Origin of the sequence: Geodermatophilus sp. CPCC 206100 (genome assembly GCF_048569675.1) — a bacterium.
In the GTDB taxonomy this organism is placed as follows: domain Bacteria; phylum Actinomycetota; class Actinomycetes; order Mycobacteriales; family Geodermatophilaceae; genus Geodermatophilus.
In genome coordinates, this window is the sequence record NZ_JAQISV010000042.1 from 36345 (window position 1) to 50423 (window position 14079).

Annotated in this window: 14 protein-coding genes; 7 read left to right on the forward strand and 7 right to left on the reverse strand. The window is 76.9% G+C overall.

The genetic code is table 11. From position 1 onward, the window contains the following. Nucleotides 1–8 precede the first annotated feature (8 nt). The 4 genes from PGN05_RS18745 to PGN05_RS18760 form a co-directional block, all read right to left on the reverse strand. On the reverse strand, nt 9–218 hold the full coding sequence (locus PGN05_RS18745) for a hypothetical protein (protein WP_419754084.1): 210 nt from the start codon (nt 216–218) through the stop codon (nt 9–11). A gap of 102 nt (nt 219–320) precedes the next feature. Then, nucleotides 321–1556 carry a cytochrome P450 gene (locus tag PGN05_RS18750; protein ID WP_419754085.1) on the reverse strand — a complete coding sequence of 412 codons (1236 nt, stop codon included), beginning with the start codon at nt 1554–1556 and terminating at the stop codon, nt 321–323. Between the two features lie 47 nt (nt 1557–1603). Next, nucleotides 1604–3220 carry an SIR2 family protein gene (locus tag PGN05_RS18755; RefSeq protein ID WP_419754086.1) on the reverse strand — a complete coding sequence of 539 codons (1617 nt, stop codon included), beginning with the start codon at nt 3218–3220 and terminating at the stop codon, nt 1604–1606. Between the two features lie 81 nt (nt 3221–3301). Next, on the reverse strand, nt 3302–3922 hold the full coding sequence (locus PGN05_RS18760) for a hypothetical protein (protein ID WP_419754087.1): 621 nt from the start codon (nt 3920–3922) through the stop codon (nt 3302–3304). A 132-nt stretch (nt 3923–4054) separates the two neighbouring features. Between PGN05_RS18760 and PGN05_RS18765 the strand changes: the two genes are divergently transcribed. The 3 genes from PGN05_RS18765 (at nt 4055) to PGN05_RS18775 (ending at nt 6235) form a co-directional block, all read left to right on the forward strand. Beyond that, nucleotides 4055–4354: a hypothetical protein gene (locus PGN05_RS18765; RefSeq protein WP_419754088.1), complete on the forward strand. Its 300-nt coding sequence runs from the start codon at nt 4055–4057 to the stop codon at nt 4352–4354. A 40-nt stretch (nt 4355–4394) separates the two neighbouring features. Beyond that, entirely contained in the window at nt 4395–5243 is an 849-nt protein-coding gene (locus PGN05_RS18770; RefSeq protein WP_419754089.1) for a DUF1206 domain-containing protein, read from the forward strand. A gap of 125 nt (nt 5244–5368) precedes the next feature. Beyond that, nucleotides 5369–6235, forward strand: a complete 867-nt coding sequence (locus PGN05_RS18775; RefSeq protein ID WP_419754090.1) for a DUF1206 domain-containing protein — start codon at nt 5369–5371, stop codon at nt 6233–6235. Between the two features lie 89 nt (nt 6236–6324). Here PGN05_RS18775 and PGN05_RS18780 read toward each other — a convergent pair whose 3' ends face one another. Then, nucleotides 6325–7536, reverse strand: coding sequence for an acetyl-CoA C-acetyltransferase (locus PGN05_RS18780; protein ID WP_419754091.1), 1212 nt, complete (start codon nt 7534–7536; stop codon nt 6325–6327). A gap of 123 nt (nt 7537–7659) precedes the next feature. After that, on the reverse strand, nt 7660–8025 hold the full coding sequence (locus tag PGN05_RS18785; RefSeq protein WP_419754092.1) for an STAS domain-containing protein: 366 nt from the start codon (nt 8023–8025) through the stop codon (nt 7660–7662). Between the two features lie 190 nt (nt 8026–8215). On the opposite strand from PGN05_RS18785, the gene PGN05_RS18790 reads away from it, so the two are divergent. Further along, nucleotides 8216–8506 (forward strand): hypothetical protein, encoded by a 291-nt coding sequence (locus PGN05_RS18790; protein ID WP_419754093.1) that lies wholly within the window; start codon nt 8216–8218, stop codon nt 8504–8506. 200 nt (nt 8507–8706) lie between these two features. Further along, complete coding sequence (locus tag PGN05_RS18795) at nt 8707–9072, forward strand: hypothetical protein (protein WP_419754094.1); 366 nt, start codon at nt 8707–8709, stop codon at nt 9070–9072. 81 nt (nt 9073–9153) lie between these two features. Here the strand turns inward: PGN05_RS18795 and PGN05_RS18800 are convergent, their stop codons facing one another. Next, nucleotides 9154–12138 (reverse strand): sacsin N-terminal ATP-binding-like domain-containing protein, encoded by a 2985-nt coding sequence (locus PGN05_RS18800; protein WP_419754095.1) that lies wholly within the window; start codon nt 12136–12138, stop codon nt 9154–9156. Between the two features lie 133 nt (nt 12139–12271). On the opposite strand from PGN05_RS18800, the gene ppk2 reads away from it, so the two are divergent. After that, nucleotides 12272–13204 (forward strand): polyphosphate kinase 2, encoded by a 933-nt coding sequence (gene ppk2 / locus PGN05_RS18805; protein WP_419754096.1) that lies wholly within the window; start codon nt 12272–12274, stop codon nt 13202–13204. 64 nt (nt 13205–13268) lie between these two features. Further along, complete coding sequence (locus tag PGN05_RS18810) at nt 13269–14012, forward strand: SDR family NAD(P)-dependent oxidoreductase (RefSeq protein ID WP_419754097.1); 744 nt, start codon at nt 13269–13271, stop codon at nt 14010–14012. The last annotated feature ends 67 nt before the right edge of the window (nt 14013–14079 follow it).

A 14079-nucleotide genomic window follows, 5' to 3' on the forward strand; every position in this document is an offset into this window, starting at 1 on the left:
GGCTCGGGTCAGGAGCGGGCGACGCGGCGCCGCCGGGACGCCCGGGCCCCGCTCTCGTGCACGCCGGCGAGCGCGGCCGCGGCGAGCAGCGCCAGCGCGCCGACGCCGACCAGGCGCACGCCGCCCATGGAGGTGACCTCGAGCTCGGCCCACACGAGGCCGACGGCGAGCGCCACCAGACCGACGATCGCGATCAACGGTGCGAGCAGCCTGCTCATCGACGTCCTCCCCCGGGTCGGCTCCGATGAGACCATGGGGCACCGACACCCAGGACCGCCTCCGGCGCGCCCGCTGCGGAGCGCGACGACGCGGCTGCACTCTCAGCGGCCGCCCCGCACCTCCAGCACCACGCCGCTGGCCACGACCGCCGGGATCCGGCGCAGCGAGATGCTGAGGTCCTGCTCGGGGACGTCGACCTGCAGCCGGGCCAGCCGGACGGCGAGCGCCGCCAGCACCGCGACCGTCAGCTGCTCGCCCGGGCAGCGGTGGGTGGTCCGCGGGTCCCCGCCTCCCTGCGGCACCAGCTCGAAGGCGCCGATCTCCCGGCCGAGGAAGCGCTCGGGGCGGAAGGTGTAGGGGTCGCCCCACAGGTCGGCGTCGTGGTCCTGCCCGTAGAGGTCCAGCAGCACCATGGCGTGCTTCGGGATCCGCTCGCCGTCCCACTCCACCTCGCGGGGCGCCCGCCCGCCGATGAAGGGTGCGAAAGGGTAGAAGCGGCGCACCTCGTGCGCCCACGCCTCGGCGAACGCCACGTCCCCGGTGGCCAGCCGCTCGCGGTACTGCGGCCACCGCACCAGGGCGTGCCCGGAGAACGCGACGAACCAGCTGATCGCCACGGTCGGCCGGATGACGTTGAGCAGCTCGACCGCGGCTCCGTGGGGGTCCAGCTGCTCCCCGTCGGCGTCCCGGTGCCCCGAGAGGACGTCGACCACCGAGCCCCCGGGCACGGTCGCCGCCCCGCTGCGGACGTCCGCCACCAGCCGGGACAGCCGGGCCTCCAGCCGTCCGCGGGCGCGCCGTGCCCGCCAGTGCCGGGGCCCGCCGGTGGCGAAGCCGTCCACCAGCGCGGTGAGGTCGCGGGCCACCCCGGGCACCTCGTCGTCGGCCAGGGGGACGCCGGCCCAGTCGCACACCGCGCGGGTGAGCACGACCCGCGCCTCCTCGAACAGGACGATCCGCTCCTGCCGCACCCAGCCGGGGGCGGCGGCGTCCCAGGCGGCGGTCACCCGCTCGACCAGCCGGCCGATGCGGTCGTCGTCCATCAGCAGCGCGACGAACACGGCCTTGCGGACGCGGTGCTCGGAGCCGTCGAGGGTGTGCACGGCGCCCTTGCCGAACAGGGTGCCCTGCACCGGCTCGGGGATGGCGTGCGAGCGGCGGACGTGGTCCTCGTCGTAGAGGAAGCGCGCCGCGTCCGGGCCCACGATGCCGACCACGGGCAGCCCGAGCAGCCGGGCGGAGACGGTGCGCCGCCCCTGCGACCGGCGCTTGTCGGGCAGCCAGCCGTAGCCCTTGGCGACGGCGTTCAGGCTGTTCTCCCACCGGGGTCGGCGCATGCCCCGCCCCTGCCCAGGCCGCCGCGGCCTCACACCGCCCCCCTGCGTCAGCCGGGGCGCTGTTGCTGCAGCCGGTCGTCGGCCCGGTCGGTCGGCCCGTCGGCCGGCGGCTCGGAGGCGCAGGTCCGCGAGCCGAGCCGGCGCAGCAGGGCGGCCACCTCACCGGTCGCCGAGGTGCCGGTCCGCTCGGGCACGGCGCGCTCGACCGTGGCCAGCGCCTCGGCCAGCGCCCGCTCCTCCTCGTTGAGCAGGCCCCGGTAGGCCGGGTCGAGCAGGTAGCCGGTCGGCGGCGTGGACAGGCAGCCGATGAGGTCGAGCAGCACCTCGAGCAGCCGGGCCGCCTCGGCCGGCGACGTGCCGGCCGGCGAGATGGCCACGGTCTCGACGTCCCGCTCCCACAGCCGGGCCCGCGCCGGGTCCTCCTGGAGCGCCAGGACCGTGCCGCTGCGCCGGCGGGGCGCCGCGCCGGGCGCCTGGATGGCGGTGCGCACCTGGTGGGCGATCCGGATGAGGTCGTCGTCCTGCATCGAGGTGCCGACGAAGAGCACGTGCCGGGTGAGCAGCAGCGAGTGCAGGACGCCGGCCAGCGCGGCGCGGGAGTCGCCGAACTGCAGGTACTCCTCGCGGGTCAGGACGATGCTCTCCGGGTGCGCGGCGTCGCCGTGCAGCTTGAGCAGCCACGGCCGGCCGGGCTCCGGGTCGTCGAAGGGCAGCACGGTCAGCTCGCGCCCGATGTCGGCGGCGGCGAGCTCGACCAGCGGGTCGTAGTTGGTGGTGACGAACTCCTGCACCGGCAGGTCGGCGATCAGCGCGTGCGCCAGCGCGTAGTGCGCCGGCCCGAAGCGCTCCTCGACGAAGGACTCCAGCTGCCCGCGGCCCAGCTCCCGGGCCAGCAGCGCGGCGGCGTCCTGGGCCGGCAGACCGGACAGCCCGGTGCGCAGTCCGTCGTCCAGCCCGGACCGCTCGGCCAGCTCGTCGAGCAGCTCCTCCCAGGTGGGCAGGCCCGCCGCCGCGCTGACGCCGGCGCCGATGAACGCGGCCAGCTGCCCCCGCCGGGCGCGCTCGCCGAGGTCCTCGGCCAGCGTCATCAGGTGGTCGGGCAGGTCCCAGCTGTGCTCGTCGCCGCGGCGCACCCGCTGGGCCGCGGCCAGGTCGCTGGGCCCGCGCAGGACGAGGGCGACGTCGAAGCCGTGCTCGGCCGCCGCCTCGCGGAGCACGGGCAGCAGTTGCTGCAGCAGCGTGCCGCGCCAGCCGCCGGCTCCGCCCCAGCCGGTGCCGAGAGCCGGCAGGGCGACCAGCCGGCGGGCCCGCCCGTGCACCGGCTCGGGCACCTCCCGGCGGGCGACCGCGGCCAGCGCCTCGCGGGCGCCGTCGAGCAGCCACGGGAGGGCGTCGTCGGAGTCGGCGTCGCGGTCGGCGCCGTCGACGGTGTCCACCAGCCACAGCCGCGGGGACCCGTCGCCGGGCACCTGCATCGCCCGCTCGCCGCCGTTCCAGCGCAGGTCGAGGCAGACGCCGTCGCCGTCCGCGTGGGCCACCAGGTCCGGCGGGAGCAGCTCCTGCCACCCGGCGGTCACCCGCGCCGAGCGGTCGGTCGGCACGAGGACGTCGTCGCACACCAGGCGGCGCAGGTCGGCGCCGACCACGAAGACGTGTCCGGTCACGCAACCCGGGTGCCCCGCACCGGGCACCCCGTAACCGAAACGGGACCGGCCTCTCCCGGCGCGCCGCGCCCGTGCTCCGGCTCAGCCGAAGGCGCCGCAGCCCCCGGCGCTGCAGGCGCACCCCGCGCAGGCGGCCGGACGGGCCGGTGCCGGCGGCCGCGCGGCCAGCGTCCGCAGGTTGACCCCGCCGACGAGGACGACGACCCCGAGCAGGCCGACGGCCAGCGCCGCGACCACCGCGGCGCCGTCGGCGGCTCGGGTCCAGGTGCTGAGCGTCCCGGTGACTCCCAGGAGCGTGGTCACCAGGGCCCACCAGACCAGCGCGGCCTGACCGCTGCGGCGCACCGCGCCCCCGCGGCGCAGCAGCAGGACGGCCCCGGCCAGCAGCCCGGCCGGGACGGCGGCCAGCAGCACCCACGCGGCGAGGCCGCCGGAGGCGACCGCGACGGCGGCCGCGGCGAGCCCGGCGCCGACCGCCACGGCACCGGGACTCCGGTCCCCGGCCCGGGTCAGGACGACGCCGCGCGCCACGGCGAGCGCGCCCACCACCCCGAGCAGCAGCCGCGCCCCAGCCGCGTCCCAGAAGACCGCGACGCCCGCGACGACGAGCAGCGCGACGCCGCCGGCCACCCACCGGGGCCACGCCCGGCGGGCCGCCTCCGGGGTCGTCGCCTGCGCCGTCCTCGAGCCGGTGTCCACCACGGGTGCCAGTGTCCACCACAGGCGGCTGCGACCCGCGGCACGCCCGGCCTCCCGGCGGCCGGATCCGGTACGCCGGGAGGCCGGGCGCGGGACCGTGGTGTCGTCCGCACCCCCCTGCGCCCGAGGGAAACCGTGAACGCCTCCGCCGCCCGACTGAGCCACCCCCGCCGCGAGACGCTGACCCCGCGCGCGTTCGACTCCCCGCCCATCACCGGCACCGGCGTCCCCCCGGACACCGAGCGCTGCCCCGACCTCCTGCCGGGCACCGACATCCGCTGCCAGGAGGCACTGCACGCCGACCACGTGGCCTGCCACTCCGCCGGACTGCGCGAGGGCTTCTTCTTCACCGCCTTCTGGTGGCGGCTCCCCACCCCGGACTCGGCCCCGGACCCGGCTCCGACCAGCGGAGACGTCCGTCCTGTGCCACGCTGATCTGCCCCCTCGACGAGGTGGGGACGGAGAGGAGCCGGCCATGAGCGGGCGCGGGACGGTGGGGTCGGCCGCAGGCGCGGCGGACCGGGCGGGCAACAGCGACGCCCTCGAGAACCTGGCCCGGGTCGGGCTGATCGCCTACGGCGTCGTGCACCTGCTGATCGCCTGGCTGGCGCTGCAGCTGGCCTGGGGCGGGGGCGGCCAGTCGGCCGACCAGTCCGGCGCGCTGTCCACGCTGGCCCAGCAGCCCTTGGGCAAGCCGCTGCTGTGGGTGCTGGCCATCGGGTTGATCGCGCTGGCGCTGTGGCAGGCCGGCGAGGTGCTCCGCTGGCGCCAGGGCCTGTCGGCCTCCGGCGACGCCCGCAAGAAGGCGGTCACCAAGATCGTCAAGTCGGTGGCCAAGGCGATCGTGTACGCCGCGCTGGCGATCCTCGCGATCCGCTTCGCCACCGGCGGCGGGCAGTCCAGCTCCGGGCAGCAACAGCAGCAGACCGCCGGCGTCTTCGGCTGGCCGGCCGGCCGATGGCTGGTCGGGCTGGTGGGGCTGGTCGTGATCGGCGTCGGCGTCTACCTCGTCTACAAGGGCGTCTCCAAGCGCTTCCTCAAGCAGATCGACCTGGGCCAGGCGCCCCCGCGGACGCGGAACCTGGTCGAGAAGCTCGGCCTGGTCGGCTTCCCCGCCAAGGGCGTCGCGCTGGGCCTGGTGGGAGCCCTGCTGGTCTACGCCGCGATCACCTTCGACCCGGCCAAGGCCAGTGGCCTGGACGGCGCCCTGCGCACCGTGCTCGACGCCCCGTTCGGCCAGGTGCTGCTCACCCTCGTCGCACTGGGCATCGCCGCGTTCGGGGCGTTCTGCTTCGTGCGGGCCCGCTACCCCGAGCGCACCTGAGGAAGGACCCCCTCCTCCCCACCGCTCGCACGCTCGCGGCGGTGCCCTGGACGGGGCCGCAAGAGCCGTCCCCGGCCGAGGCAGGCCCGGGGGCGAGGTCATCAGCTCTGGGGCACCATCGTGCGGTGCCCTCGCCGCGCTCGCTGCTGGACCGTGTGCACCGGGCGGTCCACCACGCCCGGGAGGTCACCGACCACCCGGTGCTGGAGGCGGTGGCGCGGATCGGGCTGGTCGCCTACGGGGCGGTGCACCTGCTCATCGGCTGGCTGGCCCTCCAGCTGGCGCGGGGCTCCGGGCGCACCGACGCCGACCAGACCGGTGCGCTGCACACGGTCGCCGGCTCCCCCGGCGGCCTGGTCCTCCTGTGGCTCATCGGCCTGGGGCTGCTGGCGCTGGCGCTGTGGCAGGCCGGCGAGGTGCTGCTGTGGTGGCGCGGGCTGCTCGACGGCGCGCACCGGCGGCGGACGGCGTTCGTCTGCGCCCGGTGCCTGGCCAAGGCCACCGTCTACGCCGTTCTCGGGGGCACCGCCCTGCTGTTCGCCGTCGGCGCGGAGTACGAGGCCGACCAGCGGCTGCGCGAGCTGACCGGCGAGACGCTGGAGATCCCCGGCGGAGCCGCGCTGGTGGCCGCGGTCGCGACCGGGGTGGTCGCCGTCGGCGCCTACAGCTTGCTGCGCGGGGTCACCGGCGGGTTCATGAAGGACATCGACCTGCCGGCGGCCCCCGACCGGTGGGAGCCGCTCATCCTCGCCGTCGGGCGGGTCGGCTACGTCGCCAAGGGGGTCGCGTTCGGTCTGGTCGGCGTGCTGCTGTGGCGGGCCGCGACCTCGGCCGACGTCTCCACCGCGACCGGCCTGGACGGCGCGATGACCGCGATCGCCGGGGTGCGGGCGGGGCCGTGGCTGCTCGGCGGCGTCGCGGCCGGGTTCGCCGCGTTCGGCCTGTACGCCCTCGCCCGGGCCCGCTACCCCGACCGCGACCCGTCGTCCTGAACCCCCCCCGTCGGTTGTCGCGACAACCGACGGGGGCGGGGTCCTTCTCCGAGCGGTGGGGAGGACGGGGTCCTTCTCGGGGTCCTTGTTCAGACGCGCTCGAAGAGGGCAGCCAGGCCCTGGCCGCCGCCGATGCACATCGTCTCCAGGCCGTAGCGGGCGTCGCGGCGCTCCATCTCGCGCAGCAGGGTGGCCAGGATGCGGCCGCCGGTGGCGCCGACCGGGTGGCCCAGCGAGATGCCCGAGCCGTTGACGTTGGTGCGCTCGAAGTCGCTCTCGGTGAAGCCCCACTCGCGGGTCACCGCGAGCACCTGGCTGGCGAAGGCCTCGTTGAGCTCGATCAGGTCGACGTCGGAGAGCTTCACGTCGGCCTGGGCCAGCGCCTTCGCCGTCGCCGGGACCGGGCCGATGCCCATGGTCTTGGGCGGCACGCCGCCGACGCCCCAGGAGACCAGCCGGGCGAGCGGGCGCAGCCCGAGCTCGGCGGCCTTCTCCGGCGAGGTGACGATCGCGATCGCGGCGCCGTCGTTCTGGCCGCTGGCGTTGCCGGCGGTGACGGTGGCGTCCGGGTCGTCCTTGCCGAGGATCGGCCGCAGCTTGGCCAGGGTCTCGACGCTGGAGTCGGGCCGGATGTGCTCGTCGCGGTCGACGACGGTCTCGCTCTTCCGGCTCTTCACGGTGATGGGGACGATCTCGTCGGCGAAGCGGCCGGCCTCGGTGGCGGCCGCGGCGCGCTGGTGGCTGCGGACGGAGTACTCGTCCTGCTCCTCGCGCCCGATCCCGTACTCCCGCCGGAGGTTCTCCGCCGTCTCCAGCATGCCGCCGGGCACGGGGTGGTTCTGGCCGCCGGCGGTCACCCGGCCGCGGGCCAGACCGTCCTGCAGCATGACCCCGGGGCCGGCCTTGACCCCCCAGCGCATCGCCGTCGAGTAGAAGGGCGCGTTGCTCATCGACTCGGCACCACCGGCGAGGACGACGTCGGAGACGCCGGACTGCACCTGCATCGCCGCGTAGAGGACCGCCTGCAGCCCCGAGCCGCAGCGCCGGTCGATCTGCAGACCGGAGGCGGTGACCGGCAGGCCGGCGTCCAGCGCCGCCACCCGGCCCAGCGCCGGGGCGTCCATCGTCGGGTAGCAGTGGCCGAGCAGGACGTCGTCCACCGACTCCGGCGGCAGGCCGGTGCGCTCCATGACCGCGCGGATCACGGTGGCGGCCAGCTCCTGCACGGGTACGTCGCGCAGCGAGCCGCCGAAGCCCCCGACCGGGGTCCGCAGGGGCTCGCAGATGACCGCATCTCGCACGGGGTCCTCCTCGTCAGGGCACGTCGGCGACTACGAGTGTGCGCCATCCGGGGGGACGGAGGAGTGCCCGGGGCGGAGCGGCGGCCCGGCGGCCGCGCCCGTCCCGCGCCGGTGGGAGCGCCGTCAGGCGGCGCCGGCGCCCGGCTGCACCAGCTCCACGGCCAGGAGCTCCCACAGTCCGGTGATCTGCAGCGGCCGGATGACGGCGCTGCCCGAGGCGAGCACGCGCAGCCGGACGCCCTGCAGAGAGGCGCTGCGGTGGGCGGCCGCGAGGACGCAGAGCCCGGCCGAGTCGAGGAAGGTGACGGCGTCGAGGTCGACGACGAGCTCGCGGACGCCCCGGGCGAGGGCCTGGTCGACGGCGGTCCGGAGTACGGGGGCGGACGAGGAGTCGACCTCGCCGGCGACGGTGAGGGCAGCGGTGGACGACGTGCCGGCCACCGTGATCGACACGAGGTCGTCGGTGGGCGACAGGGAGGTAGCGGTCACGGGACCCCTCTCGGGGGTGGAGCCGTTCCAGCCGCGCGGGTGGGCACCTGCGGAACGGATCCAGCACGGGTTCCACGGCTGACTGTTGAACCGCTGGTGTCGACCGTAGGGACCCACCGCCGAGGAAGCAAGAGTCCAACCGCCCTGGACGGCCGGGGAGGACGCCCCGCGACCGGGGGATACTGGGGCGGTGTCGATGCGTCTGGCGGTGTGGGGCGGGATCTGGGTCGCCGGGACGGCGGCCGCCTTCCTGACCCTCGACCCGATCCTCGCCACCTTCCTCGCCGTCGTCGGCCTGTGCCTGTGGATCGTGGCCCTGCTGGCCCGCGACTGGGACCAGCACTCCACGTTCGAGGAGCGGGAACTGGCCCGGGCGCGGCGTCGTGCGGAGCAGTGGGAGAAGAACGCCGACGCCCGCGCGCGGGACAAGGCCCGGTGGGAGGCGAACCGGCAGCGCAAGGCCGGCCGCTCGCCCCGCTGACACCGACGGTCGCCGAAAAGCGGTCGACGGCCGCGGTGGTGTCGTCCTACCGTCCTCGTCATGCGGTCCTGATCCCACCCGAGCGACACGCACCGCGGGTCGAGCCCAGCTCCCCGCCGTCCGCCCGCCCCGCGCGGGCACTCCTCCCTGATACGCGGTTGCGCCGTGCGCGCAGCCCTGCCCTCCTCCGGAGGTCTGCCATGTCACGCCCCCACCGCGCCCTCGACGGCGCACCCGCCACCGCCCGCGACGACCTCCCCACCGAGGACGCCGCGGCGTTCGACCGCCTGGCCGCCGCCGTCCTGGCCAAGCCCGGCGCGGCGCTGGGTGCCGCCCTGCGGTCGCAGCTGCCCGGGACGGCCGGCATCCGCTGGCTGCGCCAGGAGGGCCTGTCCCCCACGACCCGGGCCGCCGCCCTCACCGCCGCGCAGTGGCGGTCGCTCTACGACTGCTGGCGCAGCAGGCAGGCGGCGCCGACCGCCGGGGCACCGGCCGGCCGGGGCGGCGGTCGGCCGTCGGCCCACGGCCACGCGCCCGGGGCCAAGGCCGTGCCGCGCTGGTACTGATCCACGAGACCCGCTACCGAGGGACGCGCCGCCGGTCCGGTTCCCGGACCGGCGGCGTGCTCGGTTCGCGATCCGCGCTCCTCAGGGCGCCACGCCGTCCTCGGCGGCCAGCGCGTCGCCGGCGTCGGGCTCGGCGAACGCCTCGGCCAGCGCCTGGCGCAGCGGCCACGCCCCCGCCCGCCAGGCCAGCGCCCGGCCCAGCGCGGCCGGCGTGCCGTCGACGTGGTCCACGTCGCCGTCGGGCCACCACCGCGCTCCCCGGCCGCCCACCAACAGCCGATCGTGCACCGCCACCTCGGTGGCGGGGACGGCCGCGCCGAGCCGGGCGGCGGCCAGCTCCGCGCCCGGCACGTCGGCCCACCGCAGCCGCCGCACCGGGCTGCTCTCCACCCGCGCCCGCACCACCTCCCCGGCCAGCGGGAGGTCCAGCAGGTCGGCGACGGGCCCGGGCGCACCCCCGGCCGGCACGAGCCCCGACCGGACCAGTGGCTGTACCCACGGCACGTCGAGCACCACGGCGTCCTCGGCCGGGACGACCCGATCCGGTGCCACGCGCACCCGGTCCGGCGGCTCGACGTCCACCCCGTCCAGCGCCGCGGCCAGCCGGGCGTACACCGTCGGCAGGACCGACGGGTGGACGCTGCGGCGCGGGTCCCCGAGCCGGTCGAGCAGGTCGAGCGCGCCCTCGACGTCGGCCAGGACGTCGGCCACCGACGCGGGCGGGCGCAGCAGGGCCAGCAGCGCGGCATCGGCCCGCGCCGGTTCGTACAGTCCCTGCAGCTCCGGCGCGTCCGGGGACCGCAGGCGGTCCGGACGGCGCCCGTCGAGCACCGGGTGGGTGAGCAGCCACCAGCGCAGGTGGCCGGGCACCGCGACCCCGTCGAGGACGACGTCCGCCCACGCCGCCGCGGGCAGTCCGGCCAGCAGTGGCAGCGCCCGCCCCCAGTCGGCGACCAGCTCGAGGTCCCGGACGGCGGTCAGCGCCGGCCACCGCGGCGGAGGCGCCCCGGCGGGCAGCCGGTCGAGCACCGCGTCCAGCCAGTCCTCCACCCCGTCGACGTCGAGGTCGTCGGGGTCCTCGGCGGTGGTGGACGCGAAGCCGTCGAGCACGCCGACCGCCCGCAGCGCGGCGGGGTCCGCCTCGACCGACGCGTCCAGCGTGCCGAGGGCACCCGGCTCGAGCGCCGCGGCGAACGGCGACCCCGGCAGCACCAGCTCCCCGGCCGGCGCCCAGCCGCCCTCGGCGTCGGGCAGCGCGAGCTCGGCCAGCCACGGCAGGTCGCCGGGCGCGGTCCCGGCCGCGGCGACCAGCGCGAGCACCGCCTCGGCGAGGGCGGCGGGGTCGGCCCCGGCGTCCCAGCCGTCGTCCACCGCGTCCACCGACCCCTCGACCGCCGCGCGCACGCCGGGGTCGGCGAGCACGCTCGCGGCGGTCGCCGGAACCGCCCCCAGCCGCTCCAGCAGCCGGCGCGCGGCGGCGGGGGCGACCGCCTCGGGAGCGGCCACCCGCAGCCCGAGCGGGCCGAGCCGCGCCACCGGCAGCGCGGGGTCGGGCAGCAGCACGCCGGCCGGGCCGTGCGCGGTCCGCCCGTCGGCGAGCGGCACCGGCAGGGCGGCCAGCTCCTCGCGGTCGGCGCCGTCCAGCGCTGCGTACAGGGCCGCCCACCAGGCCGGCGGCCGGTCCACGCCGCGCACCGCCTCGACCACGTCGGCGGTGCCGACCCGCCGCGCGCCGAGCGCGGCCAGCGCGGGCGCGTCGGTGCGCCGGGACCAGCCGGCCGGCAGGAGCCCGGGCACGACGTCGACGAGCGCCGCGACCCGCTCCTCGCTCGGCTCGGCCAGCGCGGCGGCCCGTCCCGGCGACTGGCGGTCCCGGTCGTGCCCGGCGACCGGCAGCCACGCCCTGCCGCGCAGCCGCTCCAGGGCCGCCGTTCCCAGGGCCGCGTCGAGCTCCCCGGCGGCCAGCCCGACGCGGGGCACCAGCGCGAGCACGGCCGGATCGGCCGGGAGCCCGGCCAGCAGGTCGGCGTAGGTCTCCCCCGCGACCGCCACCAGGGCGTCGGTGACCGGTCCGGGCAGCACCCGCCGGCGGTCGGGCCCCATCGGGAAGGGCGCGACGAGCCGGGCGGGCAGGGTCAGCGGCTCGTCGCTGGGGGTCGGGCCGTGCACCCGCTGCGGCACCGGCAGGGGCACCGGCCGGCCGCCGTCGTCCACCGGCACGGCCCAGGTGACGGTGTAGGCCCGGCGGGCTCGCTCCTCGACCGGCCGGTCGGCGAGCAGCTCGGCAGCCAGCGAGCCCGCGCGCCGGGCCAGCCGCCAGACCGTCGTCCGGGTGCCGTCGGTGACCTGGGCGCCGTCCCCGGCGTGCCGGACGGCGATCGAGCGGGTCGCGCCGTCGAGGACGACGTCGACCGCGGCCAGGGTCGGCAGCGCGAGCAGCAGCTCGGCCTCGAACTCCGCCAGCGCGATCCGGACGGCGGCGCGGGCACCGGGCCGCAGGGGCAGGACCACCTCGGTGGCGAACCCCTCGGGCGGGCACACCGGGTCGGGCCAGGGCAGCCGCAGCACCGGCACCCCGCCCTCGCGCCGGGCCAGCTCCCCGGCCAGTGCCGGCACCGCGGCGACCTCGGCGCGGGTGCGCGCCGCGCTGAACGCGACACCCCCGGAGGTGGAGCGCACCGCCGGCTCGTCGCAGACCGCCAGCACGGCGGCGAACCCGACGCCGAAGCGGCCGACGGTGCCGGCCTCGTCGCGCTTGGCCGAGGCGCGCAGCGACGCCAGCCCCGCGACCCCCTCGGCGTCCAGCGGCGCGCCGGTGTTGGCGGCCCGGAGCACCTCGCCACCGGCGCCGTCCCCGGTGAGCTCCAGCCGCAGCCGTCCCGGGACGCCGGCCCGCGCGGCGGCGTCGGCGGCGTTCTGGGCCAGCTCCACGAGCAGCCGGTCGCGGTACCCCCCGCGGACGAGGTCCTCCTCGGCGTTGGCGTCCTCGCGGAAGCGCGCCGGGGAGTCGGACCAGGCGGCGAGCACCCGCCGGCGCAGCCGAGCGGTGTCGAAGGGGTCGGACACGCCGGTCAGCATGGCAGCGGGGCATGGGAGGGGTCCGCTGCCGGGTACTGCGCAGACGTGAGCGAGCGTGCGAGCTCACGAGTGGTCACAGCAGCGCCGCGAACGCGGCGACGAGCGCCAGCGAGGAGCCTGCGTGAGCGAGATCGACGTGTCCCGGTACCGGCTGCAGGCGCTCCCCGACGAGCACTCCGACGAGGACTGGGACGACGACGGCGAGCTGTACGGCCCGGACGGCGCCCGGGTCGAGACCTGGCGGGAGGGCTACCCGTACGAGGAGCGGCTCCCGCGCAAGGACTACGAGCTGGAGAAGCGGCGGCTGCAGATCCAGCTGCTGCGGCTGCAGGGGTGGGTGAAGGAGACCGGGCAGCAGGTGGTCGTCGTCTTCGAGGGCCGGGACGCCGCCGGCAAGGGCGGCACCATCAAGCGCTTCACCGAGCACCTCAACCCGCGCGGGGCCACCGTGGTCGCGCTGGACAAGCCGTCGGAGCGCGAGCAGACGCAGTGGTACTTCCAGCGCTACGTGCAGCACCTGCCGGCCGCCGGCGAGATCGTGCTGTTCGACCGGTCCTGGTACAACCGCGCCGGCGTCGAGCGGGTGATGGGCTACGCCACGGAGGAGCAGTACCAGCGCTTCATGCGCCAGTGCCCGGAGTTCGAGCGGATGCTGGTGGACAGCGGCATCCACCTGGTCAAGTTCTGGTTCTCGGTGTCCCGGCGCGAGCAGCGGACCCGCTTCATCGTGCGGGCCATCGACCCGGTGCGGCAGTGGAAGCTCTCCCCCACCGACCTCGCCTCGCTCGACAAGTGGGACGACTACACGGCGGCCAAGGAGGCCATCTTCGCCGTCACCGACACCGAGTACGCGCCCTGGACGGTGATCAAGAGCAACGACAAGAAGCGGGCGCGGCTCGAGGCACTGCGCGTCGTGCTCTGCTCGCTGCCCTACGAGGGCAAGGACGAGTCGGTCGTCGGCCGGCCGGACCCCAACATCGTGGTGGCCGCCGCGGACGTGCTGGAGTCCGACCGGGAGTCGCTGGTGCGGGAGGACCTCGCCCCGGCGCGCTGAGGGGCGCCGGGGAGGATCCCCGGCTCGAGCGGGCACCCCGCCCGCGGGAGGGAGGAGTCCGCGCATGTCCGGTTCTCCCGGGCCCGGCCGGGACGGCGCTGCGACCACCGCCGTGGTCACCGGCGGCGCGCGCGGCATCGGCCGAGCGCTCGCCGAGCGGCTGGACGCCGACGGGCACCGGGTCACCGTGCTCGACGTGCTCGAGCCCGAGGACGACGCGACGACCGACTGGATCCGCTGCGACGTCACCGAGCCCGACGACCTGGCGGCCGCCATGGGGACGGTCGCCGAGCAGTCGGGCGGCATCGACGTCCTGGTGAACAACGCGGGCCTGATCTCGCCGCGCCGGCCCTACCTGGAGTCGGGCAAGGAGGAACTCCTGCGCTATCTGACGGTCAACGCCGTCGGCGGCGCGCTGGCCACCCAGGCGGCGCACCCGTGGCTGGTGGCCTCCGACCGGGGGTGCGTGGTCAACGTCGCCTCGCGCACCTTCTTCACCGGCAGCCCCGGCCAGCTCGCCTACGTCGCGAGCAAGGGCGCGGTCATCGGCATGACCCGGGTGCTCGCCCGGGAGCTCGGCCCGCACGGGGTCACCGTGAACGCGGTGATGCCGGGGCAGGTCGCCACCCCGGGGACCGAGCAGTACAACGCCGAGGAGGACTTCGACCGGACCATGGCCCAGCAGGCCATTCCGCGCCGGGTCCGCCCGGAGGACCTCGCCGGGCTGGTCTCGTTCCTGTGCGGCCCCGACGCCCGGATGGTCACCGGTCAGACCGTCGTCTGTGACGGCGGCGGGTACCTGCACTGAGCCGCCGACACCGGCGCTGCATTCCTCCCAACGGAATCGTCTCGGAGAACTAGGTCAACGGGCGGAA